The sequence below is a fragment of the Candidatus Paralachnospira sp. LCP21S3_A2 genome (assembly GCF_052118925.1).
In the GTDB taxonomy this organism is placed as follows: Bacteria; Bacillota; Clostridia; order Lachnospirales; family Lachnospiraceae; genus Lientehia.
In genome coordinates this window covers 55,303-77,735 of sequence record NZ_JBQKGG010000003.1, presented here as the reverse complement: position 1 = coordinate 77,735, position 22,433 = coordinate 55,303, and the positions used below count along the sequence as shown (strand labels likewise).

General features: G+C 48.2%; 23 protein-coding genes. 3 read left to right on the top strand and 20 right to left on the bottom strand.

From position 1 onward, the window contains the following. Nucleotides 1-65 precede the first annotated feature (65 nt). Nucleotides 66-1,364, bottom strand: coding sequence for an SEC-C metal-binding domain-containing protein (locus ACTQ3K_RS03700; RefSeq protein WP_441566030.1), 1,299 nt, complete (start codon nt 1,362-1,364; stop codon nt 66-68). A gap of 288 nt (nt 1,365-1,652) precedes the next feature. On the opposite strand from ACTQ3K_RS03700, the gene ACTQ3K_RS03695 reads away from it, so the two are divergent. Beyond that, nucleotides 1,653-1,937 (top strand): transposase, encoded by a 285-nt coding sequence (locus ACTQ3K_RS03695; protein ID WP_441566031.1) that lies wholly within the window; start codon nt 1,653-1,655, stop codon nt 1,935-1,937. Further along, nucleotides 1,934-2,470, top strand: a complete 537-nt coding sequence (locus ACTQ3K_RS03690; protein ID WP_441566032.1) for an IS3 family transposase — start codon at nt 1,934-1,936, stop codon at nt 2,468-2,470. Before ACTQ3K_RS03695 ends, ACTQ3K_RS03690 begins: the two co-directional genes overlap by 4 nt. 255 nt (nt 2,471-2,725) lie before the next feature. On the opposite strand, the gene ACTQ3K_RS03685 is transcribed toward ACTQ3K_RS03690, so the two are convergent. From ACTQ3K_RS03685 to ACTQ3K_RS03595, 19 genes are all read right to left on the bottom strand, one after another. After that, complete coding sequence (locus ACTQ3K_RS03685; protein WP_441566033.1) at nt 2,726-3,370, bottom strand: hypothetical protein; 645 nt, start codon at nt 3,368-3,370, stop codon at nt 2,726-2,728. Further along, nucleotides 3,354-4,286 carry a nucleotidyl transferase AbiEii/AbiGii toxin family protein gene (locus ACTQ3K_RS03680; protein ID WP_118646003.1) on the bottom strand — a complete coding sequence of 311 codons (933 nt, stop codon included), beginning with the start codon at nt 4,284-4,286 and terminating at the stop codon, nt 3,354-3,356. Before ACTQ3K_RS03680 ends, ACTQ3K_RS03685 begins: the two co-directional genes overlap by 17 nt. Continuing rightward, complete coding sequence (locus tag ACTQ3K_RS03675; RefSeq protein ID WP_004844708.1) at nt 4,286-4,894, bottom strand: type IV toxin-antitoxin system AbiEi family antitoxin domain-containing protein; 609 nt, start codon at nt 4,892-4,894, stop codon at nt 4,286-4,288. The genes ACTQ3K_RS03680 and ACTQ3K_RS03675 overlap by 1 nt, the downstream gene beginning before the upstream one ends. Before the next feature lie 240 nt (nt 4,895-5,134). After that, a complete protein-coding gene (gene rlmD, locus ACTQ3K_RS03670; RefSeq protein WP_441566034.1) occupies nt 5,135-6,610 on the bottom strand; it encodes a 23S rRNA (uracil(1939)-C(5))-methyltransferase RlmD in 1,476 nt (491 codons plus the stop codon). 291 nt (nt 6,611-6,901) lie between these two features. Next, nucleotides 6,902-8,104, bottom strand: a complete 1,203-nt coding sequence (locus ACTQ3K_RS03665; RefSeq protein ID WP_441566035.1) for a class I SAM-dependent rRNA methyltransferase — start codon at nt 8,102-8,104, stop codon at nt 6,902-6,904. Between the two features lie 30 nt (nt 8,105-8,134). Then, nucleotides 8,135-9,028, bottom strand: coding sequence for a radical SAM protein (locus ACTQ3K_RS03660; protein WP_441566036.1), 894 nt, complete (start codon nt 9,026-9,028; stop codon nt 8,135-8,137). Next, on the bottom strand, nt 9,021-10,415 hold the full coding sequence (locus ACTQ3K_RS03655) for an O-antigen polymerase (protein WP_441566037.1): 1,395 nt from the start codon (nt 10,413-10,415) through the stop codon (nt 9,021-9,023). The genes ACTQ3K_RS03660 and ACTQ3K_RS03655 overlap by 8 nt, the downstream gene beginning before the upstream one ends. Beyond that, complete coding sequence (locus tag ACTQ3K_RS03650; RefSeq protein ID WP_441566038.1) at nt 10,416-10,679, bottom strand: HPr family phosphocarrier protein; 264 nt, start codon at nt 10,677-10,679, stop codon at nt 10,416-10,418. It abuts the gene before it with no gap. A gap of 28 nt (nt 10,680-10,707) precedes the next feature. After that, the gene (locus ACTQ3K_RS03645; RefSeq protein ID WP_441566039.1) at nt 10,708-12,045 is read right to left on the bottom strand and encodes a CdaR family protein; all 1,338 of its coding nucleotides are present in this window, start codon (nt 12,043-12,045) and stop codon (nt 10,708-10,710) included. Next, the gene (gene cdaA / locus ACTQ3K_RS03640) at nt 12,023-12,904 is read right to left on the bottom strand and encodes a diadenylate cyclase CdaA (RefSeq protein ID WP_441566040.1); all 882 of its coding nucleotides are present in this window, start codon (nt 12,902-12,904) and stop codon (nt 12,023-12,025) included. The genes ACTQ3K_RS03645 and cdaA overlap by 23 nt, the downstream gene beginning before the upstream one ends. Continuing rightward, complete coding sequence (locus tag ACTQ3K_RS03635; protein WP_441566041.1) at nt 12,888-14,027, bottom strand: ABC transporter permease; 1,140 nt, start codon at nt 14,025-14,027, stop codon at nt 12,888-12,890. The genes cdaA and ACTQ3K_RS03635 overlap by 17 nt, the downstream gene beginning before the upstream one ends. Further along, nucleotides 13,993-14,451, bottom strand: a complete 459-nt coding sequence (locus ACTQ3K_RS03630) for a hypothetical protein (RefSeq protein ID WP_441566042.1) — start codon at nt 14,449-14,451, stop codon at nt 13,993-13,995. Before ACTQ3K_RS03630 ends, ACTQ3K_RS03635 begins: the two co-directional genes overlap by 35 nt. Before the next feature lie 117 nt (nt 14,452-14,568). Further along, nucleotides 14,569-15,195 carry a hypothetical protein gene (locus tag ACTQ3K_RS03625; protein WP_441566043.1) on the bottom strand — a complete coding sequence of 209 codons (627 nt, stop codon included), beginning with the start codon at nt 15,193-15,195 and terminating at the stop codon, nt 14,569-14,571. Nucleotides 15,196-15,246: 51 nt separating this feature from the next. Then, nucleotides 15,247-16,752 (bottom strand): 4-alpha-glucanotransferase, encoded by a 1,506-nt coding sequence (malQ, locus tag ACTQ3K_RS03620; protein ID WP_441566044.1) that lies wholly within the window; start codon nt 16,750-16,752, stop codon nt 15,247-15,249. A gap of 264 nt (nt 16,753-17,016) precedes the next feature. Beyond that, nucleotides 17,017-17,772: a hypothetical protein gene (locus ACTQ3K_RS03615; protein WP_441566045.1), complete on the bottom strand. Its 756-nt coding sequence runs from the start codon at nt 17,770-17,772 to the stop codon at nt 17,017-17,019. Next, on the bottom strand, nt 17,769-18,248 hold the full coding sequence (locus ACTQ3K_RS03610) for an RNA polymerase sigma factor (protein ID WP_441566046.1): 480 nt from the start codon (nt 18,246-18,248) through the stop codon (nt 17,769-17,771). The genes ACTQ3K_RS03615 and ACTQ3K_RS03610 overlap by 4 nt, the downstream gene beginning before the upstream one ends. Before the next feature lie 155 nt (nt 18,249-18,403). Continuing rightward, nucleotides 18,404-18,961, bottom strand: a complete 558-nt coding sequence (locus ACTQ3K_RS03605; RefSeq protein WP_441566047.1) for a flavodoxin family protein — start codon at nt 18,959-18,961, stop codon at nt 18,404-18,406. Nucleotides 18,962-18,997: 36 nt separating this feature from the next. Next, nucleotides 18,998-19,648 (bottom strand): GNAT family N-acetyltransferase, encoded by a 651-nt coding sequence (locus ACTQ3K_RS03600; protein WP_441566048.1) that lies wholly within the window; start codon nt 19,646-19,648, stop codon nt 18,998-19,000. Then, nucleotides 19,638-21,746: a M28 family peptidase gene (locus ACTQ3K_RS03595; protein WP_441566049.1), complete on the bottom strand. Its 2,109-nt coding sequence runs from the start codon at nt 21,744-21,746 to the stop codon at nt 19,638-19,640. The genes ACTQ3K_RS03600 and ACTQ3K_RS03595 overlap by 11 nt, the downstream gene beginning before the upstream one ends. A gap of 136 nt (nt 21,747-21,882) precedes the next feature. Here ACTQ3K_RS03595 and ACTQ3K_RS03590 point away from each other — a divergent pair, with 136 nt between their 5' ends. After that, entirely contained in the window at nt 21,883-22,275 is a 393-nt protein-coding gene (locus tag ACTQ3K_RS03590) for a VOC family protein (protein ID WP_441566050.1), read from the top strand. Nucleotides 22,276-22,433: the final 158 nt, after the last annotated feature.

The window sequence follows — 22,433 nt, the reverse complement described above, 5'->3', positions numbered from 1 at the left end:
GGAATAAGTCAACAACTATTTTCACCATCTGTAAATGATACAGTTTCCATGCACTCGACCTTAATTTATCCGTTTCTTCCATGACAATGTTTGAACTTTTTACCACTACCACACGGACAGGGTTCATTTCGCCCAATCTTCTTAGATTTAACGATAGGAACATTTGGTCTAATTGGTGTTATCCCCTTTTCCATCAAAGTCAATTGTCTTAATCTGTAAATATATTCTGAGATAACCAAAACTCCCTGAAACATTCTCAATGCTTCATTTTCAAACTGCAACAAATACTCCTGATTCCGTTTTGAACGGTCTTTAGGATTGGGTATATATGTAATGCACTGTGTAACGGTATCGTATTCCACATCATTATGACCTATAGCGTTTCTCAATTTTGCATTTAAGATTATATCTGCAAGAGCAACATGTGGCTCATTTGAAAAAATGTAGTGAAATCTAGTCGCTTTTGTTGTAGCAACAAACTCATCAATAGAAGAAATATTCTTCTCTACTGGTGCCATTTTTTCAAAATCATTTCTGATTTTTATATTATCCAACGCAATAGGAATAATAAGCAAATTGCCTAATCCTTCGTATACATCTAAATAAAACTGTTTAACTGTATCAAATGTACTTGTTGTAGATCCTTCAACACTCAAATCAAATTTATCTGTATAAAACTGTAACGCAAATGCCGGAATCAATGCCTGATAGACCGACATAAATTCATCCATCAGCTTATATATTAAATTTTGAAGTTCTTCCAAACGATATCCGCTGTGGTTTTCAAGATAATTCAGAAGTTTTCTCAATTGTGCTCTATCCAATTTAAGTATGTTAGCGCTAAAATCCATATTATTTAAAAGTTCTTTTTTCAGTGGGGTATAAAATGCATGTATATCAATCATATGAATTGCTCTTAATAGTTCATACTCATCCCTGCACTGAAAATATTCTCCGCTGAATATTTTTTGAATTTCTTGCTTTACATAAGGACTATTTACTTTAGATAAATCCTGAATTCTTTTATAGCTTGTCCAGCATTTTGCAGCGTCAGATAACTGCCTTACAGACGTGGAAAACTCTTCATACCCTTCATCCATTATCTCCGTAGCTCGAATAAATGGAGTAAGCACGTATCCCTCATCTTCAGCCACCGACCTCTGCTTAAAGACAGGGAACTCTCCAGAGCATTCCACAATGTATTTTTCTTTGTCTTCTTCATTGCAAATATCAGCATTATCAAAATGGTATTCTAAACCGGGAGTATCCTGTCCAATCTTTACTCGACCAAACAAGGAAGTCCTACATTCACCACAAGTCACTACAATCGGGTGAGACTCTTGCCACCCTACTTGAAGTCGCACTCTAGTAATACATCCACACACTTGGCATTTAATATAACAATTATGTACCACTTAATGCTCCCCTCTCTACAGGTATTTTTTAACATCATCAAAATGTGATTCAGCAATTCTATCCATCTGTCCTGCAACCTGCTCAAACGGAAGATTCAAGTCTAGCGTTCTAACACTTATCTGATTGCCATGCATTTGATATACTGGTGCTAGAATATAAATAGTACAAGCCAAAATGAGAAATCCCAAATACACATAAGCATGATACAATAGAGACATGCTGAAGGAGGATCTCATATGGCAAAGCAACATGACAAACAATTTAAACTTGATGCAGTCCAGTACTACGAGGATCATAAAGATCTTGGTGTACGTGGATGTGCAGAAAATCTTGGCATCGGATACAGCACATTAACAAAGTGGCTGAAAGACTTCCGGGAATCAGGTAATATTCCTGTTCGTGGTTCTGGTAATTATGCATCTGACGAGCAGAAGGAAATTGCCCGTCTCAGACGTGAATTACGTGATGCCCAAGATGCACTTGATGTGTTAAAAAAAGCAATCAACATTCTGGGAAAATGACGGAAGCCATTTATCTCGAAGTGTCTGAGAAGACGGAAGCTGCCAAAAAGGCTGGACGCCGGGTTTCCGTCTCCGGAATGTTGAAATTTTTAGGCGTCTCCCGCTCAGGATATCTTGCATGGCTCCACCACGTACCTTCTGATACAGAAAAACGTCGTGAAGCTGTAAAAGCAAAAATACAGGATATTTATGATGATTCCAAGCAGAACTACGGTGCTCCGAAAATCACTGTAGAACTTCGAAAAACTGGTGAAGTCATTTCGGAAAGAACCGTTGGTACATATATGCGCCAAATGGGAATCCGTGCTCAGTGGAGCAAACCATGGACAATCACCACAAAAGATTCCGATTTCAGCACTGAATTACAAAATATCCTTGATGAGCAATTTAATCCTGATCGTCCGAATGCAGTCTGGTGTTCGGATATTACCTACATCTGGACAATAGATGGATTTGTCTATCTGACCAGTGTTATGGATTTATTTTCCAGAAAAATCATAGCCTGGACGCTTTCAGAAATCTTCCATATATGATTCAAGACTTTCTAAATACATAAGGTTGTCCCTAAAATATTTGGCAACGGTTAAATCAGCTTTCCAATAATCTGACATTGCATTTGGAATCAATTTGTCATACTTAATCTCACGAATAGAAGCAACAAATTTTTTCTGTTCTAGTGTAGTAATTTTGTCTTTAGGAACAACTGCTTTTGCGTACTCATTTGGAAGTGGCGCAGTTCCTTTTGTTCCATATGCTGCTGATTGTATCTGTAGAATTTCATCAAATGCTTACTTGGTCACCTCCCATTTATGCGGGGGGTCCTTAACTTTTATTAATATTTCGCCAAGCAAAGCACCTATATATCCGTCTCTATTTTCGGAAGGAATGTGACCTACATATTTAGAAAATTCATTCGATATACCGTCTATTGAAGTTTTTGCAGCTTCAATCGTAAATTTATCTAATATTTCCAAAAGGCGACTTTCGTCATAAGAGTCACCGAAAATTCTATTATATTGATTCCTGAATGTTTCTTCAGTTTTCTTAGAGGTAGCTCCTATGTCTTTTAAGCATTTTAATTTCTCAGTCTTTTTTATATTATTCCAACTATGAAACGGAGAATCACTTTTTATTGTAGCTGTAGTACTGAGTATATAATTGGAAAAGTTTTTTACACGCTCATAGTCTACATACCAATTTGCAAGTGTCTTCCAAAAATCTATATCTCTGTCCGAAATAGATGTATTCCCAAAATGATGTTTTACTTCTCTCTGAAAGCGACCACCCACATCATTTATAATGCTCACATCACCATTTGTCTCAATTTGCAGAGTATCGCCATCGTTCAATTCGAAGCAATCTCTTAAAGCTATTAGATACTGGTATATATCACCAGCTTTTTGCAATGTTGCATCATTAACTGCTCTTGTCACGGTCAATACCTCCCTTCAGATTTGACCATTTTTTCGCATTGCCTTTCCATATGTTTTGCCACTCTTTCTCATTCACTATCGTATCAAACACAGGCTCAAGAAAAGTCTGGATTTCTTCAATGACAAATGGAAACTCAAGTGTGTTATCTTTTATGGTTTTCAAAAAGAATTTCCAACGCTTCTGCATATCTTCATCATCGGCAAGTGCAACAACACGCTTAAAACTATCTCTGTCATAGGGAGTGCCACGCCGCTGTAAGGTTTCAAATATAGCTGCCTGTAATTTTGCACCCTCAAAATCGAATGTCCTTGAAAGATAATAGATGTCATAAAAATCTTTCATCCTGCCTGTCAGTTCAAAGCGTTGCAGTATGGCATCAAACTTCTCGGCAATGGTGCTTTCAAGGGAATAAGTTTTGATTACAGGTGCTTCAAAATCTGGAAGCTGAGTGTTGATTGTGCGTTCTTCGGCACGGGGGACTATAATATCGCCCACTCCTATATCAACATTAAACGGCACACGCACATTTTTTATTTGAGCAATAATTTGTGTACTGATACCGTGATATTTTCTTTGCGGAGAAATCTCTTCAAAGCCTTTTGCTCGCATTTCTATATAATCGTTACCAGTCGGCGTGTCGATGATTTTACAAATCAACTCTTTTACATCATCTATTGTATTAGAGTATCCACGGAGCAAGAAATCGACATCAATTGTTGCTCTACTTTCAAAATTAGTTAAAGTATAAATGAACAATCCACCTTTGAGTATAAGCGTATCCTCACACCCAGATTTTGATAACTTTCTCAAAAATTCTTCCTGCACAAAAAGCTGCAAACATTGCTGGTAACTGATACCAGAAGCTTTTGCTTTATTTCTCAGCTTTGCCAGAACGGAAGCTGCTATATCTGCCATTACAACCACACTCCAATCAATTCTTTTACACGCGTTTGAACACGCAAAGCTTTCGCATATTCTATAAGATTCGGTATATTCTTTTTCGGGTCCTTAACATAGCCTTGTACTGCTTTATTAAAAACCTCCTTATCTATCTTGTTCATATTTCGCAGCACATCGCAAATAGTACGGTCACGGTCATAAATGCGGACTTTGTGGAAATCAATTTCACCTTCGGTTTCGCCCAGCGTAACCAACTCTGACTCTACACGATATGCCTTTATAAACGGATAATCGATTTTTGTTCGCCGCTTAGAGACATTTTTATCTATTGCAAAGTTCCATTCGGCAGGATTTCTGTCACTGTATCTATAATAGAATAGGGCAGTCTCCATACAGAGCACTGCATCGGGAAACAATCGATTGATAATGACAACTTCACTTTCTCCATAATCTTGAGTCCAGTGATAGTAACCTCGCCTGACTCTTTCAATCAATCCTTCATCTAAAAGTTGTTTTATATCTGCATAGTATAACTTTGAAGCTGTAAGTTCAGCAGTAGTCATAACATAATTATGACTGCTAAACAACATTCTCAGTGTCTCAATATCTTTATTCTGAAGCATATCTTCACCTCTATTTAATCGCCCCTAATCAAGTCAACGATTGGGCACTTTACTATATTATATTTGATTTTTCTCTTTAAGTCAATAATAGCAAAGTGAACGCTTTTAATTCTATCAATTAGGCAGTTTAGTATAAAATCTGTCCTCCGCTTTTATAACCAAATAAAATATTGGTCAACGAAAAGACAACTATGTAAAAAAATAAGCGTACCACTATTTCTAATGATACGCCTATCCTCATTAAATCACTTCAAAATGCTTCAACGCATCCTTTATCGCTTCCACCTTCTCTGCTGTCGGATGCTTCCTCGGCTGTTTCAATTCTTCTACCGCATTAGGAGCATCGTACATTGGCAAGCCTAAATCTCTCTTTACCTCTGCGATATATGCGGTATGTACTTTGAAGCCGTATTTAGCTTCTATGTACTCCTTTATCATTTTGTAGGTCACTCGTTCTTTGGGCTTATAGCTTTCCGCTCTTTGAGCGATATCATCAAGCGGAACTTTTCCCTCACCTTCGCCAAACTCAACTTTTACGTTAATATGTCCGTCTGGCTTTTTGTGGGAAAGCAGTACTACCGTCTCCACATGTCCCGTCCAGGGGAACATATCTACTGGCCAGGCGCCCTCTGCGCGATACCCATGTTTTGTCAGGTATTTTAAATCCCTCGCCAGGGTATCGGGGCCGCAGGAGATATAGACAATTCGTGCTGGTGCGAGACGGACTGCGGATGATAAAAATGCTTCATTGCTTCCGCTTCGCGGCGGATCCATAAAGACTACATCGGCGTGTTCACCATTTTCTGCCATCTTTGTCATAAACTGGCCGGCGTCTCCCTGGAAGAACCGTGCGTTCTTGATGTTATTCCGTCTGGCATTGGCAACGGCATCTTTTACCGCCGCCGGATTCAGTTCCACACCAATGATCTCTCTGACCTTGTCACTGGCTGTCAGACCGATGGTTCCGATTCCGCAGTAGGCATCGATGATCCGTTCTTTTCCTGTCAGTTCGGCCAGGCTGATGGCCTTCTGATACAGGAGCTCCGTCTGAACCGGATTTACCTGATAGAAAGACTTTGCTGAAATACGGAATATCTTGCCGCAAAGAGTGTCTTCGATATAGCCTTTTCCAAACAAAAGGATTTCCCGCTCTCCCAGCACCATGCTGGTCTTTTTATCATTCAGGTTCAGAACAACAGAGGTAATCTCCGGATGAAGTTTCCGCAGGGCCTTCACAAAATTATTTTTCGATGGAAAGATCGGTGAGGATACCACCAGCACCACCAGCACCTGCCCGGAGGAAAAGCCCCGCCGGATCAGCACATGACGCAAAAGGCCGTAACCACTGTCCTCGTCATAGACCTTGATCTTAAAGGACTTTAACAGGCCCTTGATGTCCTGAATGATCATGTCGGAAATGGAGTCCTCAATCATGCAGTGCTCCACCGGCACAACCCGGTGGCTGTTTTTTTCATAGACACCGGACACGATGGTTCCGTCCCGCCGCCGGTCAAATACTGCGTGAACCTTATTCCGGTAATGGTACGGCTCCTCCATTCCGATAATGGGATGGACCGGACAGAACGACCCGAAGAGGCTGTTCACCTGTTTCTGTTTCTTCTTCAACTGTTCTTCATAGGAAATACCCTGATAATCACAGCCTCCGCATTTTTTTGACACCGGACATGTTTCCGGAGCTTTTTCCGTACTCTTCATTCTTTTCACCTGTCTTTTCCAACACTGCTGCTCATGTATTTCTTATGTATTACATGAAGGAATGTTCTTTTTCGCTGTTTTTGTTTCCATTACTCTGCTTCTCATCCCCAACCTGAGCTCTCTGTGGATCCAATGGGAACTGATCTGCTGCCTGCCATTATAGCAGACCAGTTCTCCGACCTCCACCAGATTTTCATAACCCCGGATCCCAACCAGCAGTATTCATATTCTCAATTTCAGCCTAATTCCTGCAAACCCGCATGAACACTGGATTTTTGAGCTTTTTCCGTCCTATTTCTCATCAACCACCTGGAAGATATAGAATTTTAAATAATAGGAATCCTCCGCTGCCCAGAGAATGGGATGATCCGGCGCCTGCGTGCGGTATTCCACCTGGCGGAGACGCTTATGGACATTGCGAGCCGCCTGGCCGATGGTCTGGGTGAACAGCTCGTAATCCATGAAATGGGAGCAGGAGCAGGTGGCCAGATAGCCTCCATCCCTGATAAGCTTCATCGCCCGCAGGTTGATCTCCCGATAGCCTTTGACGGCGTTCTTAATGGAGCTTCTCGATTTGGTGAATGCCGGCGGATCCAGGATCACCACATCGAATTTCTCGCCTTTTTTCTCCAGCTCCGGAAGCAGTTCAAACACATCGGCACACTGAAATTCTACCCGATCCTCCAATCCGTTGAGCCTTGCATTCTCTCTCGCCTGCTCCACGCCCAGCTCCGAGGCGTCCACACCGGTCACATGAGCGGCGCCGGCCAGTCCTGCATTTAAGGCAAAGGAACCGGTATGGGTAAAGCAATCCAGAACTCTGGCATTTTTACAGAGCTTCCAGATGGCTTTTCGATTGTATTTCTGATCCAGAAAGAACCCGGTCTTCTGGCCTTCCTTCACATCTACGTAATAATGAACGCCATTCTCCACAATCTCCACCTTGGTGTCAAAGGGTTCGCCGATGAAGCCCTTGTAAAGCTCCATGCCCTCCTGCTTCCGCACCCTGGCATCACTGCGCTCATAGATGCCGCGGATCATAATGCCGTCCTCAGCCATCAGCTCCTTCAGGGTATCAAGAATCAGTCCCTTAAACCGGTCAATTCCCAGTGCCAGAGACTGCACCACCAGCACATCGGAAAATTTGTCCACCACAATACCGGGAAGAAAATCCGCTTCTCCGAAAATCACCCGGCAGCTCCCCGTATCTACCACAGTTTTCCGGTATTCCCAGGCGTCCTTCACCCGTCTGCGGATAAAGGTCTCGTCCACCTCCGTATCCTTGTCCCGTGTCATCATGCGGACGATCAGCCTGGAATTCCGGTTAATGAATCCGCGTCCCAGAGGATAGCCGTCGAAATCATGGACAAGAACCATATCGCCGTCCTCGAAGGTTCCCATGATGCTTGCCACTTCATTATCATAAATCCAGGGGCCGCCCGCCTTTAAGGAACGTCCCTCGCCCTTTTTCAGTACCACTACTGCACTGCTCATCTGTCTCCTCCTGTTTTTCGTTTGTACTTTCTATAATCCCTCACCGTCAAAGGCCGGAATAAAGCTTTCCTTTGCGGTCTTTCCTTCCTGAATAAAACCGTTTTCCACACCGATGGCCACAGCATGATCCACCAGCCGGTCATACTCCCGTTTCGTCACCCGCCGGTTGATCTCCGGCCAGTCCTTCACCTGGGGCAGCGGCGTATATTGGTTCATGAGGCTTAAAAACACCTGATCTCCATAGGTCTCATGCACATAAGAAACCACCGCCTTCGCTTCCTTCAGATGGCCCGGAAGCAAAAGATGACGCACGATCACCCCCCGCCTCATCATGCCGTTCTCCGAGAACTGTGCATCTCCCGTCTGGCGCACCATCTCGGATAGGGCCGCTTTTACCACCGCCGGATAATCCGGTGCATGGGAATAGCGCTTTGCCGTCTCCGGCTCCATATATTTAAAATCCGTCAGATAAATATCAACGATTCCTTCCAGCATACGAAGCGTCCGGAGCTTTTCATAACCGCCGCAGTTATACACGATGGGGATCGCAAGTCCCTGATCCTGCGCCAGTGTCACTGCCTCTATGATCTGGGGGGTATAGTGCGTCGGCGTCACCAGATTAATATTGGCCGCCTGCTTCTCCTGAAGCTCCAGAAATATTTCTGCCAGCCGTCCCACCGAAATCTCTTTTCCCGCTTCTCCATGTGCAATGGCATAATTCTGGCAGTACACGCACCGCAGCGGGCAGCCGCTGAAAAAGACGGCTCCTGATCCGGTTTTTCCGGAAATACACGGCTCCTCCCACATGTGAAGCGCTGCTCTCGCCCCCAGGATCCCGCTTCCGGAAACGCCGCAGACTCCTGCTTTTCCATGGAGCCGGTCCGCATGACACTCCCGCGGACAGAGTGTACAGTTATCAAGCATGGCTTTTTCTCCCCACATACCAGTAACAGATCCCGGTCAGTCCAAACCAGAACCAGGTGGTCGGATTGCTGAACCAGGTAGTAAAAAACGAAAACACCAGATACATGGCAAGCTGGGCATAGAATAAAAACCGCAGCGGATTCTTCTTTTCCCCCTGTTCCCTGAGCACCAGGAAGCAGACCGCTCCCAGGAGCAGCCCGAACAGCGCCACACCCAGAATACCAAAATCATAATACGCATCATAAATCAGTGTTACCGTGGTCAGCTCTGTTTTCGTGATATAAATGGGAAAGCTCACCAGCTCCGGCTTTAAAAATTTAAGTCCTGTCAGCGCAAACAGCGGAAACAGCTGGCGCAGTCCCCAGGCATGGCTCGGAAGCTCCTTTACCAGACAATTGAAGTTATCGAAATTGTTGGCCACATACATATAGGGCTGGGTAATAAAGATTGGAGTACTGCTGTTCTTCATTTCAAAGATTCCGTTTAAATAGGCCACATCATGATTTCTTGCCACCGTGAGAATCACATAGATCGGAACCAGCGACGCTACGGCAAGTATCACATAACGGAAACGGATTCCCGGCCATGCCGAGACTGCCACGCAGACCGATAGCAGCACCGCCAGCATAAGCTGAAACCGGGAAACACAGAGCACCGGAATCATAAGGCCGATGAGACAGCAGCTTCCGAGGCGTATGTAATCCCGCTTTTCCGTCCTGCCCTTGGTATAAATATAGAGCACCAAAAGAGGCAGGGCAAAGATACTGCTCACAGTAAAATAATGGACTCCGGAAATGTGAAAATAGGAATAGGCGTGGGGCTTATCCGAAAACAACGGAACCTCACAGAACATCGCCTCAATGAGAAAGCAGATCACAGACACCGACAGGATCCCGTAAATACAATGGAGGATGCGTTTTGCCTGAAGCTCCCGATTCGGACTGTCAGAAGGTTTCTTCTTCGATTTCTTATTTAAATTTACTTCCGGAGCTCCTGTGCTTTTTACAGGACTGCCTCCGCGCCGTTTTCTCTCCAGCGCTGCCGCACCTTCATATCCGCCGATGAAGCAAAGATACACCAGGGAAAAACACAGCCAGGTGGTGACTGTCCACTCCGTTGCCAGGCGGGACAGCTTCATGGCCGACAGGCCGCAGCCACCGACCCAGAACAGTGAGAACACGGCCTCTGCCTGCAGGATAAATCCGCTTTTTTTATAATAAAACAAGTACTCTGAAATCGCCGCCAGGATTAAAACAAGGCCGGAAAATAAATATTCTCCGGCCCCGGCAAATCCGTAAGCAAGGAGCACAGCGAGGACATAGCCCGCCAGTGCAATCCCGTTCGTTTTATCGAATGATGCTTCGAATTTTATTTTTTTTCTGTTCATTTATTCTCCCAAACCGTTCTTTACCAGTTCGACCACTGCCTTCAGTGCTTCCTCCTCGTCCGGTCCCTCACAGATAAATTCCAGTTCATCTCCGGTTTTAATGCAGGCACCAAGAACACTGAGCACGCTCTTTGCATTGGCCGTTGTATTGTTGAACCGAAATTTTACGGAAGAGGTATAATTCATCGCCTCTTTGCAAAGCGCCCCTGCCGGACGCAGATGCAGTCCCGTGGGGTTCTTGACAACCACCTTCTCGCTTACCATAGTAATCCCTCCATTCTCTTTCTCTCCGTTATTCTCCGGAAGGCTCTGCGGAAGAACCGCTTCCTCCGGCAGCTTCACTCCCGGATCCGCTCTCCCCTGAGGATTCGGAAGATTCATTCTCCCCGGTAACGATCACGCGGACCGTCGGTATATTCACTTCAAAATAAGCACTGTATTCCCGAGGCAGTTCTACCTGCGGCTCCCGCTCATAAACACCGGTCTGCCGGATTCCTGCAACATCCAGAACCGCCTTTAAATCCTTTGTCTCGATTTTTTCCAGATCCTCAGACAATCCTTCCAGCGTTACGGTAAAGGAATTATCGTCTCCGATCTGATAATGGAACTCCGCAGCTGCACCCTGAAATTCCACCTGGCTGCCTGTGATCCGGAATGTTTTCTTCACCAGAGGCTCGATCTGATATGTCACCTTGATGGTATCCGGCTGTTTGTCCGCCACCTCGAGACCACTCGGAAGAAGCTCGCTGACCTTATAGGTTTTTGTGATGTTCCCCGAGGCCCCGGTCAGATCCTCCTGGATTGTCAGCTTGTCGAACTCCGCAATCAGCGCCTTTGCCCCGGTGACAGAAATCGACTGGGGATCACACTGATAGGTAATATATTTATAGCCGTCTGCGACCTGGTTCTGACCGGTCACCTGAACGTCCACGCTGATCTGATTTGTTTTTACCGCGCTCATGGAAACACTTGCCTCCGTGACGCTCATAATGACCCTGTCATCCGTCTCTACTTCCCGTCCGGCCCTCGTATAGAGCTTGATCTCTGCCTTCGTATCCACATCGTCACTGAGGCCATCAATACTGATGTTCACCGCCGCATGATCAATGGTATCCATAATGGATTCCGGTGCTGTTACCTTTACTACCGACGGTGACACAGTTTCATCGCTGAACGTGTAGCTGTCCTGTGCCGTTCCGCTGTGCTCCACCTGAATTTCAAATTCCCTGGTCTGCATTTCCTCCACATCAATCTTAACGCTTCTGGTAATAGGATTCCAGGAACGGATCAGGGTCTTATTATTGACCACAGAAATATTTACTGCCACAGAACCTGTCGCACCATAAATCTGGCTCAGATCCACGGTTGCTTCGAAATCTTCGGCAGATACCCGCCGTTTATCGGTCCGCCGCACGGTCACCTGGACGCTGGCGGTCTTTTCACCGGTAAATTCATAAGTCAGGTTATTATCTTTAATGGCACTCTGCTCATTGAGCACCTTGATGGGGATCCCGCTGATAATATAGGTATCGGTCGGATTGTCGATATTAACGACTACCACCCACACAACAATAGCTGCAATCGCAGACAGGATCTTCAGGAGCAGGTTATTTGTCAGCTTTTCTTTCATGTTTCTGCCTTCCTTTCAATATCCTAAGTCTGCGGCGTCCGCCGCCCTCATTGTCCTCTATGATTCGATTCAGTTCCTCCTTCAGTCCCTCCGGATCCATGCCGCTTTTTAAGGTTCCCTCATATGCCACCGAAACCCTTCCGGTCTCCTCGGATACGATCACAGTCACGCTGTCGCTGACCTCGCTGATTCCAAGACCTGCACGGTGTCTGGTTCCAAGATCCTTACTGATGCTCATATTGTCCGACAGGGGCAGATAACAGGTCGCTGCCACAGCCCGGTTTCCGCGGACGATCACCGCGCCATCATGAAGCGGTGTGTTATGTTCAAAAATATTCAGAAGCAGCTGGCTGGTCACCACGCCGTCCACAACAATTCCGGTACGCTCGTACTCGGAAAGCGGCGTCTTCCGTTCGATGACAATCAACGCACCGGTCTTTACCTTGCTCATCTCAAAGCTGGCCTTCACAATCTCATTCATGGTCTTGGTATTGAACCGGTCATCAAGCACTTTCGGATTCTCGGACACCAGAAATCCCAGCACCTTATTCCGCCCAAGCTGCTCCAGCGCCCTCCGAAGCTCCGGCTGAAAGATCACAACAACGGCAATAATGCCTACATTGATGGTCTTGTCCGCAAGCCACAGAATCGTATTCATACGGAAAATATATGCAAGAAGAACAAACCCCAGCAGTACGAGGATTCCCTTTAAAAGTACCCACGCTCTGGTATTTTTGATCCAGAGCATCAGGTTATAGATCAGCACCGCAATGATGATCATTTCGATCACATCCGTGATCCGGATATCCGGTATGCTCCGTGCAAGATAGGTTTTCATACTGTTAATCAGTTCTGCCATAATCGTCACCCGGTATCTGCTCCAGCGGCTCTGTCCGGTCGGAGAGTATCTGGGTTTCCTCCAAATCTTTCTTTTTTCCTTCTTTTAACAGTTCCTTCGTTTCCTCCAGATCTTTTCTTGCCGTCATGATCTCCGCCGTATTTCCAAGCTCCTGGCGGATCGTGAAAAGCTCCTCCTCCACCGCCTGATCCTCATTTTTCTTGGCATTGATCTTCGTCACTGTCACCTCCGGCTGGGTTACCGCCACCTTGGGAACAGCCTTCACATAATAATAGTAATCATCATCTTCAAACTGGACAATCTCCGTTCTGGTGTAATCCAGATGGAACAGGAAAAACTCCAGAACCATTCCCACCGCTGCCGCGAAAAAGCTGCTGATAATGATCGTCACCACCGGCACGCTGATATCCGCCACGAAGACACCAATAAACAGACATAAGATATTCACAATCGTTCCAACGACAATGGCGATCTCCCATGCATGGTTCACAGAAAGCCGGCGGATCAGATAGACCACCAGAAGCGTCAGAGCACAGGCCGCCATCACGACCCACATGGTACGGTTTCCAAGAACGCCGTTGATCATCTGGGTATAGCGTCCCGGCATGGACAGCGAACCTGTGGAGGCCAGAATCCCTGCGTTTTCCTTCACATACTTTAACATATAATAAATGGCGATCCCGAAGCTCATGGGGATCACGCCGAACATGGTCCCGGTCAGTCCGAGAACCACAGGCACCACCAGCGGCATCTTTGCCATGAACAGCACCGGCATCAGCACCAGCAGGATACTGTTTCCCGGCTGGAACACACCGTATACGCATAAAAACAGGAAAAATACCGCCGCCGTCACGAAAAATACCTCCATCGAAACGGCATATAAATTCACCAGAACAAAAACAGCACAGACACCGACTGTCACGCTCCACGGCAGAAAGGCACAGATCACGGCCGCCCCCAGTGCGATCCCGATGTGGCTGATCTTCGTCATATAGCCAATATAAAGATCCGTCAGCAAAAGTGCCGAAAAGGCCGTCAAAAACCGCAGGATCCGTATGATATGGCCGCCATATCTGGCATAAAACCGCTTAACGCGTTCCCTTAAAACCAGCAGCGTTGTCATCCCTTAACTCCTCCGATTCCCGCCAGACACGGACGGTTTCTTTTTCATACAGACGGCTGATCTGCTTCAGGACCGCCTGATAACGTTTTACCTTTTCCCTTGCTTTCCGATAGCTTCTGCGAAACACAAAAAACGCCGCCACAAGGAAGCATGCCAGCAGACATGCCAGAACGATCAGAGCCTTTATTCCCATATCGGCCAGCTCTGAAATACTTTTCTGAGTCATCAGCGGCTCCGCATTGTAAAGGATCCACATGATCACCAGAAGAAAGTAGGCGGCCGTAAACGAGATCGCCGAATAGATCATTTTACAGCTCACATAATCTGACTGATGAAACCTGTTTATCTTAAGTGCTTTCCGCTCTTCCTTTACCCGGAAAATCTCTGCTTTTGTCATCAGCTTTGTTCGCTCTTCGTTTACCAACTCTTTCACTCCCTGTACGGACACACTTTCTGATAGTATAACATACCCACCGGAAAATTTCGAGAAGATATTCTTATTTTTCCTGCAAGATTCTTATTTTTCTATAAAGGTTCCGTGTCATTTGTAAAGATTCCGGATCTCCTTTAAGTATTTCCGATAACCCCGCACTGCAGATGCCGGGGAAAGCAGCTCCGCCTGGCAGCCTTTTTCCGTCAGCCAGCCAAAAAACGCCGGTCCGATGCTTCCCATGATCCGAAGTTCTGTCCGGAAACCGTTTTTCTTTTTCGCCGGGCTGCTTACGGTCACACATTCCCCAAGCTCTGAAAGAATCTGTCCGGCTGTTTTCTCCGCGCACAGCAGCAGAAGCTCCGTATCTCCACCTAACCAGGAAGCTGCTGCGCCCTGTGCTTTTTCTCCGTTCTGAGCTGCCGCGTGTTCTTCCGTGCCGGCTTCTTCCGTTCCGCGTTCCATGCCAGAAGCCGGTTTCATGTTCAGAAGCGCCGGAACAGCCTCCTTGTCCTCCAGATAATACCCTGCGCTGCGTCCCCGCTTTCCGATGATGGAAAAGCCAAACGCCCGCAGTGCCTCCAGATCATCATAGATTCCCTTCCGCTCCGCCGGAATCCCGCGGGACTCCAGCTCCTCCAGAATATCCCTTGTTGTGACTACATGCTCCTCGTCACTTTCCTCCAGCAGTCGTATGATATACAAGATCTTCAGCTTCTGATTTCCCGGTTTTGCCATCTGCACTTCCCTTCCGAGCTTCCGCTCTGGTGGAATAACCAACTGTCTCCTTTAATATCTATGATACACATGGACAAGAAATCCCAGCCAGCCTGCCTGCTGCCAGTTTAACTGTCCCTTCCATAATCTCCATCTCCAGTTGTTTCCGGTCGTGGATGGGAAATTCATCCGGGCAGAATTGTCCAGCTTCAGCACATCCTGCGCCTGGAAGATCACCACGTCCGCAATACTTCCGTATGCCAGCCGGAACAGATGATCCACGATCCGGTGGCGTTCTCTGGTATCGATCAGCTCAAAGAGATAGGTCAGAACCTCATCGGACTTGTCACAGAACAGTCCCGTCAAGGTCTCATTATCATGCGTTCCGCCGTAGACCACACAGTTGCTGTCCTTGAAATTATGGGGCAGATGCTCATTGGCCGGATCACCGTCAAAGCCAAAGGCCAGCACCTTCATTCCCGGATATTCATTGTCCTTTAACAGCTTCCGCACCTCCGGCGTTACCGTTCCCAGATCCTCGGCGATAATCTGAAGCGACTCACCTGCCGCCTCATTGATGACATCGGTCAGCTTTTTGCCGGGGCCAGGCTGATACGTTCCGTTGACACTGGTTTTCTCACCCCAGGGAACGGCATAATATCTTGTGATTCCGATGAAATGATCGATCCGCACCGCATCATAAAGCCGGCCGGAGATTCCGATCCGTTCCCGCCACCAGCAAAAATCCTCGTTCTCCATGGCATCCCAGTCATACAACGGATTGCCCCAAAGCTGTCCCGTTGCGCTGAATGCATCCGGCGGAACTCCGGCGATGAACTTCGGCATCAGGTTCTCCTCATCCAGCTGGAACAGGCCCGGATGACCCCAGACATCGGAGCTGTCCATGGCCGCATAGATGGGAATATCCCCAATGATCTGAATTTCCTTTTCCTTTGCATAGGCGCGCAGCTTCGCCCACTGGCTGTAAAATTCAAACTGACAGAAGGCCCAGAATTCGATCTCATCCGCCAGGAGCTCCCGATACTGCTTCATGGCCTCAGGCTTCCGCAGGCGGATCTCATCATCCGGCCAGTGGAGCCAGTCTGCTCCGTGGAAATGGAATTTGAGTGCCATATACATACAATAGTCTTCCAGCCAGTAGCTGTTTTCTTTCACAAATTTCCGATATTCCGCTGTTTCTTTATGACGGCTGTTATGATACGCCGATTTCAGGACCCTGAACCGGTTTTCATAGATCACATCGTAGGAAACCGAGGTGGGGTTGTCTCCCCAGTTCTGGTGCATTACCTCATCCCTGCTTAAAAGTCCGGCCTCAATGAGAATGTCCAGATCAATAAAATACGGATTTCCGGCAAATGCCGACAGGGACTGATACGGGCTGTCTCCGAAGCTGGTCGGTCCAAGCGGCAGCACCTGCCAGTATTTCTGTCCTGCCTGCTTCAGAAAATCTATAAATTCATAGGCGTCTTTTCCAAGAGTTCCGATCCCGTAAGGGGAGGGGAGGCTGGAAACCGGGAGGAGAATTCCCGCGCCGCGGTCCATATGCGTTTCTTTCATAACCATTACCTCGCTTTATCTTTGCTCTGAATAATTCCATTTTACCATCTCCAAAGTGGTTTCGCAACGTGGTATCTGAAAGAAGTGTGGTGCTGCACCGATCTTCATCTGGATTCGCGGCCCGCGGGACCACTGCCCCTGCTCCGCAGAGGCAACTCAAGTATGTGCCGATTGCGGAGCAGGGGTGGAACCGCGGGCCGCGAAGTCTTCTAAGTGCAGAAACAGCCCGTCTCCCTGCCGGGATCCGGGCTGTCTGCTGTTCTTTTATCTGGTTTCTTCCTGTATCTGTACTTCTGTCCGCACGTCTGTCTGATCCTCTGTCAGTTTCTCGTCCAGCTCCGGATCTCCGGTCGGTACACCCTCCGCATGCATGGCCTCGTTGACCCAGGCCGGCTCGCGCCCCGGAACCTTCATGGAATTAAATACATAGTTTCCCTGTGCATCAAACATCAGTTCCACCCAGCCGGGTTCTTCCGGTGTTCCACCTACAAGGATCACACTCTTCGAACCGTCCTCGTTTTTCACTTCCCGGCGGACGTAAGCCGTCTCGCTGCACTGATCGGTCACATCCTCCTTTGTATCTCCGATCACACAGTACAGCCGGCCATTTTCCACCTGGGCATATTGCCAGGCCTCTTCCCCGGCCGTAATGCGGAACACCACCTGATTTCCGTCCTCATTCTGCTCATAGACCACTTCCCCGCCATTTGCCATGTGGAAGATTTCCTGCACATAACGGATGGCCTCTGCCGCCAGGCTTCTTCCTGCCGGGAGAGCCGCCATAACGGCCACCACCAGGACGGCTGCCGCGGCCACACCTGCAAGCTTCGGAATCCGCCGTTTCTTTCCCGCTGCTTCCAGCTCCGTCCGGATCTCCATGGTACGCTCCGGGCTCATGACCGTTTTTTCCATTGTATCCCGAAACAGGCCTGTGCCGCGTTTTCCCTCCTCAGCTCCGATCCGTTCTGTTCCGTCTGCTTCGTTTATCCTGTTCCGTTCTGCCTCTGATCTCTGCTTCATGTCCAGTCCTCCTCTCTGAGTACCTGCTTCATCGCCTCTCTCCCGCGGCTGATCCGCATGGAGACTGCCGATGATGACAGCTTTAACATCTTTCCGATTTCCCGATAACCATATCCCTCATAATAATGGAGATACAGGCAGACGCGGTAAGTCTCCGGAAGCTTCATCATCGCCTGGTACACATCGGATTCCGCCTCTGTGTAAAGCTCCGCCGCCGGTTCACGCCCTTCTTCATAACCTGCCGCCAGCCGGACCGCCGCTGATTTCAACTGATTCCGGCAGAGATTCGCCGTCATGGTCAGCAGATATGCCTTTTCCTTTCCGCTTCCGATCCCGAGCCTCTTTTCCATGAGCCGCAGAAAAACACTTTGTACCATATCCTCCGCGTCCGCCCTCCTTCCGAGAAAGCTCAGCGACAGCCGGTAAACCTCCTGCGCATAACGGTCATAAAGCTCCAGCACGCTCTCCCTGTCCACTGCATCACCTCCCTACACCAAATTGAGATCTCACTTATAAGACAATTCAGAACAGAAAAACAGCACATTTTTCTGGATTCAAATGCAGAAATGCAGAAAAATATGCTGTCAGAATATGACGATATCAAAAACACGCACTGCGGAGCCAACCGGCATCAGAAAGGACAGGCCATATCCTTCGGTAAGGAGCTGCCCAGTTCCCGTACTTTTTTCAGGCCCTTCGCATGTCTCATGGCGCCATCCTTCCATACTGTCATTCCGGTAATGATTTCGATTCCGCCGTTTCCCCATCCGAAATAATCCAGCATGGTTTCAAACTGGGCAGTCACCGCCCGATGGACATTTTCCGATACGGAATCCACCAGAAGAACTGCTTTCCGGATTGGAGCGCCGTCACGCCCTCTTGCATATGTCCGATCCAGCATGATCTTCATCTGACCGGTCATATCAAAACAATAGACAGGCGTTGCCAGTACCAGAATATCCGTCTGATTCAGAATTTCCAGAATATGTTTCATATCATCATCCTGTGCACACTCCCCGGGATGATTTCTGCAGTACTGGCAGCCGAGACAGCCCGCAATATGCTGATCCGCCAGATCGATCCGCCGGACGATATGCCCTGCTTCCTGTGCGCCCTCTGAAAACGCATCTGCCATGATTGCTGTGTTCCCGCCTTTCCTCGGACTTCCGTTTATGACCGTCACTCTCACTTATGATCCTCCTTTGCAGACGAACCTGATTTTCCTTCAGATACGTCCGGTACTTCCAAGCTCCCGTATCATGCAATACTGCTTCAGCGGAAAGTTCTTTTCCACCACGCCGTAGATTTTAAATCCAAACTGCTGATAAAATGCCACATTCTTTTCATTGTGAGTCTCCAGGGAAATCATCATGCCATGCTTCTCGGCATAATCCACAGCCTCATCGATGAGTGCCGCCGCAATCCCATGGTGCTGCATATGCGGATCCACCGCCAGATAAATGATATGAAGGCGGTTCTTCTGATGAAGCTGGTCGGTCCAGCTGGAATTTAAATAATCGCCGCCCTTCATGAAATTGAAAAAGGTTTTCATGGACGGATCCTCTTTGATCAGGAACGAATCGGTATGGAGCGCCGCCTTTGCCTCGCTCCAGTAATACTGGAACACATTGTACGGCTCAGCTTCATCGGACACCACCAGTACACCGTTTAACTCCCTGCTGTCCGCAAAAATCTCGCAGGTCTCGTAAAATTCATCCATGTCACACTGAAACAGCTCCGGCATGAGACGCTTCCGGATCTCTTCATCGGGGATCAGCGTCTCATAGAGCGGATCATGTGCAAAGCAGACATTGAGCAGCTTCTCCAGCTGGGGAAGATCCTCCCTCGTTACCTGATATAGTTTATCACTTGTCATAATTCCAGTCCTCCGCGGTTTTGGCCAGCATACAGACCACCTCGCCAAGCAGTGCTTTCTGCTTCTCGCATGCTGCCCGAAGCCTTGCCGCCTCACCCACATACTCGGAGGCTCCTTCCTTTTCTTTCTTCAGCAGCTCCTTTACCAGATGATACAGGTTCTCATGGGGCATGAGCCGCTGATAGCCCCATTTCAGCCGCTCTCTGGGCTGATGATATACATAATCCGTAAAATGACGGTAGACATCTTCATCAAACATGAACGCATAGGCATTGTTGTCCACCTGGTACAGCTTCCGAAGCGCCCTGGATACATCGCCGTTCTCCAGATTCTCCGCCGCCCCCGACAGAAGCTTTAAATTCCCCAGCAGGATCTCATGGGGATACCGCACATTCCCGTACCAGTCGATCCGTACGAGCGTATCCTGCTCCGCCTTGAATTTCTTTAATAATGCCTTCTCCAGCGGACGCTGTTTCTCATAAAGCCGCTCCGCTTCCTTCTCCTCTCCGGCCTCGAGGAGTGCGCTGTAACGGCGGTTGAGTGCACGAATCTGTCTGTATGCCTCCCGCTCACGCTCCTCCTGCGTCTTTAATGCCTCCCGGACCTGCTTCGGCGTACAGAACGATTCCTGCGGGATTGCTTCTGTCTCCGCTTCCGTTTTTCTTTTTCCGGTATCATCGCCTGCGCCCCGGCTGACCGGCTGTGCTTCGCTGATTCCGGCTTCCGATAAAAGCTCTCCGTCCAGAGCCTCCGCCGCCCGCTTCATGACCGGTGAAAAATCCAGCGGAACCACCGCCGTCCGGTCCAGTGCCTCGATCAGTAACGCAAACAGCTCATGATGGAGACGGTAAACCTGCCTGTCATAAAACTCATCGTTGTCAAACTGGGAATGATAATGGGTGTCCATAAAGCTGCCGCCGGTGAAATCATTGACCATGGACGGAAGCCCCGCAATGGCCATGGAAAAATCATCGGACCAGGTCTCGATGGGCGCTGTTACCGTCGTCTCCTCCGGATATGCACGAGTCAGCGCCGGCAGCTCCTCCAGAAACTCCTCCAGATATTTCCGGTATTCATAACAGCTCCGGATCCGTGCCCGCGTACCGTGCGCCAGTGCCGGAAGCTCAAAATTCAGATCCGCAATAACCGTACCTGCCCATTCCGGGTGCGCCGTAAAGACCTGCTCATAGGCCCCCGTGGACCAGTCAAAGTTAGAATCCGCCACCCCCCATTCCTCTGCCGCCATGGCACAGAAGACAATGGTATTCCGCGGCCTGTACCCGCTTTCCAGAAACGCCTTTGCAATGCCGAGCATCATGGCAACGGCCGTGTTGTCATCCTGGAATCCGCTGAAATAGGAATCGTAATGGGCCGACAGAAGCACCAGCCGATCCTTATGTATGCCCTCGATCCGCCCCTCAATGTTGTAGGTGGTGCAGCCGCGCATGACTCTTGTATCGGCATAAAACCGTACCGGAAGCTCGCCTTTTTTTCGAAGCAGCTCCTTCAGCTCCCTGGCGTCCTTTCTGGAAACCGAAAAGGCCGGTGCATACTCCGGTCCCGCAATATCCTGGGCATTAAGAGCCCCGTCATCAATCTCTCCATAGCCGCCGTCCTGAACCGCAAGCAGTGCCGCAGCACCCTTTAAATGTGCCTGGTAAACCGGGTAGTTGATCCACCACTCGTCCCGCTGGTTGATGTCCGCCAGCACCAGCTTTCCCGTCACATCCAGTCCGTCATAGTCCGCCTCTGTGCCTTTTCCGGCGTAAACCAGCGAAAACTCCTGAAAACCGTCTGTCACCATGGTGGTCTGATAAGCCCCCAGCTCCAGCTTCCGCTCCGTTCCGTCCTCCGCCTTATAGGACAGCACTGCCCGCTTAAACTCCCAGCCGTCCACGGTCACCGCGTCCTTCTGCACCTGCGTAAGACCGATCCGCCGCATTTCCTGTGCCAGAAACTCCCCGGTTTCAAACTCCGCCCGCGATCCTGCACTCCGATAGCCCAGAACCTCGTTGCATTTAAACTGCTCCATCTCCTTTGCCAGCCGGCAGGAATACTCCGTGTCCAGCCGCCGCAGGATCTCCTCCTGTATCTTCATGTTCTGCCTCCGTAATTGAAAGCACTGCACTTATGCGGTGCAGGCTTCCTCGTTGTTTTAGCATAGCACTTTTACTTGCCGAATCCAAGAGAAAGAAGTAAAATAGGGATAACGATTTGATAAGGAGGATATTCTCATGATTAAAAACAGAAAAATGGGTCATATCGGTCTGGCCACCAATGATGTGGAAAAGGACGCACAGTGGTACATCGACGTCCTCGGCTTTGAGGTTGCCGGAAAGTTCAAGGGCGACGACGGCACCAACGTTTATTTTTTAAAGAATGATGATGTGATGTATGAAATGTTCCAGGCAAATCCGCTTCTCCCCGAAGCTGCTGCCGGAAAGATCGATCATTACAGCTTTGATTCTCAGGACATCGAGGCCGACTACAAGTTCTGTGTAGAGCAGGGCTATACCATCACCACCGACGGCATCGAAGGAATCCCCCAGTTCTGGGCAAACGGCGTCCGTTACTTCAAAATCGCCAGCCCCACCGGCGAACAGCTGGAATTCTGCCAGGTACTGTAGGCGCTGCAGGGTTCAAAACAGGTTTCACCCAGCATTTAAACACGTGAATCGTATGGAATTCACCTGCATATCGCAGATACAACAAAACAGACTGTCCCACGGCTCATCACCGCAAAAGACAGTCTGTTTTTTCTGATACCAGGGATCCCACGTGAAAG

Bases quoted from the DNA above. Each gene is read 5' to 3' on its own strand.
- ACTQ3K_RS03675 (WP_004844708.1), bottom strand. From the start codon at position 4,894: ATGCTTCAGAATAAAGATATTGAGACACTGAGAATGTTGTTTAGCAGT.
- ACTQ3K_RS03625 (WP_441566043.1), bottom strand. From the start codon at position 15,195: ATGGCAAAACCGGGAAATCAGAAGCTGAAGATCTTGTATATCATACGA.
- ACTQ3K_RS03650 (WP_441566038.1), bottom strand. From the start codon at position 10,679: ATGGTAAGCGAGAAGGTGGTTGTCAAGAACCCCACGGGACTGCATCTG.
- ACTQ3K_RS03600 (WP_441566048.1), bottom strand. From the start codon at position 19,648: ATGACAAGTGATAAACTATATCAGGTAACGAGGGAGGATCTTCCCCAG.
- ACTQ3K_RS03665 (WP_441566035.1), bottom strand. From the start codon at position 8,104: ATGAGCAGTGCAGTAGTGGTACTGAAAAAGGGCGAGGGACGTTCCTTA.
- rlmD (WP_441566034.1), bottom strand. From the start codon at position 6,610: ATGAAGAGTACGGAAAAAGCTCCGGAAACATGTCCGGTGTCAAAAAAA.
- ACTQ3K_RS03655 (WP_441566037.1), bottom strand. From the start codon at position 10,415: ATGAACAGAAAAAAAATAAAATTCGAAGCATCATTCGATAAAACGAAC.
- ACTQ3K_RS03680 (WP_118646003.1), bottom strand. From the start codon at position 4,286: ATGGCAGATATAGCAGCTTCCGTTCTGGCAAAGCTGAGAAATAAAGCA.
- ACTQ3K_RS03695 (WP_441566031.1), top strand. From the start codon at position 1,653: ATGGCAAAGCAACATGACAAACAATTTAAACTTGATGCAGTCCAGTAC.
- ACTQ3K_RS03590 (WP_441566050.1), top strand. From the start codon at position 21,883: ATGATTAAAAACAGAAAAATGGGTCATATCGGTCTGGCCACCAATGAT.
- ACTQ3K_RS03645 (WP_441566039.1), bottom strand. From the start codon at position 12,045: ATGAAAGAAAAGCTGACAAATAACCTGCTCCTGAAGATCCTGTCTGCG.
- ACTQ3K_RS03615 (WP_441566045.1), bottom strand. From the start codon at position 17,772: ATGAAGCAGAGATCAGAGGCAGAACGGAACAGGATAAACGAAGCAGAC.
- malQ (WP_441566044.1), bottom strand. From the start codon at position 16,752: ATGAAAGAAACGCATATGGACCGCGGCGCGGGAATTCTCCTCCCGGTT.
- ACTQ3K_RS03595 (WP_441566049.1), bottom strand. From the start codon at position 21,746: ATGAAGATACAGGAGGAGATCCTGCGGCGGCTGGACACGGAGTATTCC.
- ACTQ3K_RS03690 (WP_441566032.1), top strand. From the start codon at position 1,934: ATGACGGAAGCCATTTATCTCGAAGTGTCTGAGAAGACGGAAGCTGCC.
- cdaA (WP_441566040.1), bottom strand. From the start codon at position 12,904: ATGGCAGAACTGATTAACAGTATGAAAACCTATCTTGCACGGAGCATA.
- ACTQ3K_RS03635 (WP_441566041.1), bottom strand. From the start codon at position 14,027: ATGACAACGCTGCTGGTTTTAAGGGAACGCGTTAAGCGGTTTTATGCC.
- ACTQ3K_RS03660 (WP_441566036.1), bottom strand. From the start codon at position 9,028: ATGCTTGATAACTGTACACTCTGTCCGCGGGAGTGTCATGCGGACCGG.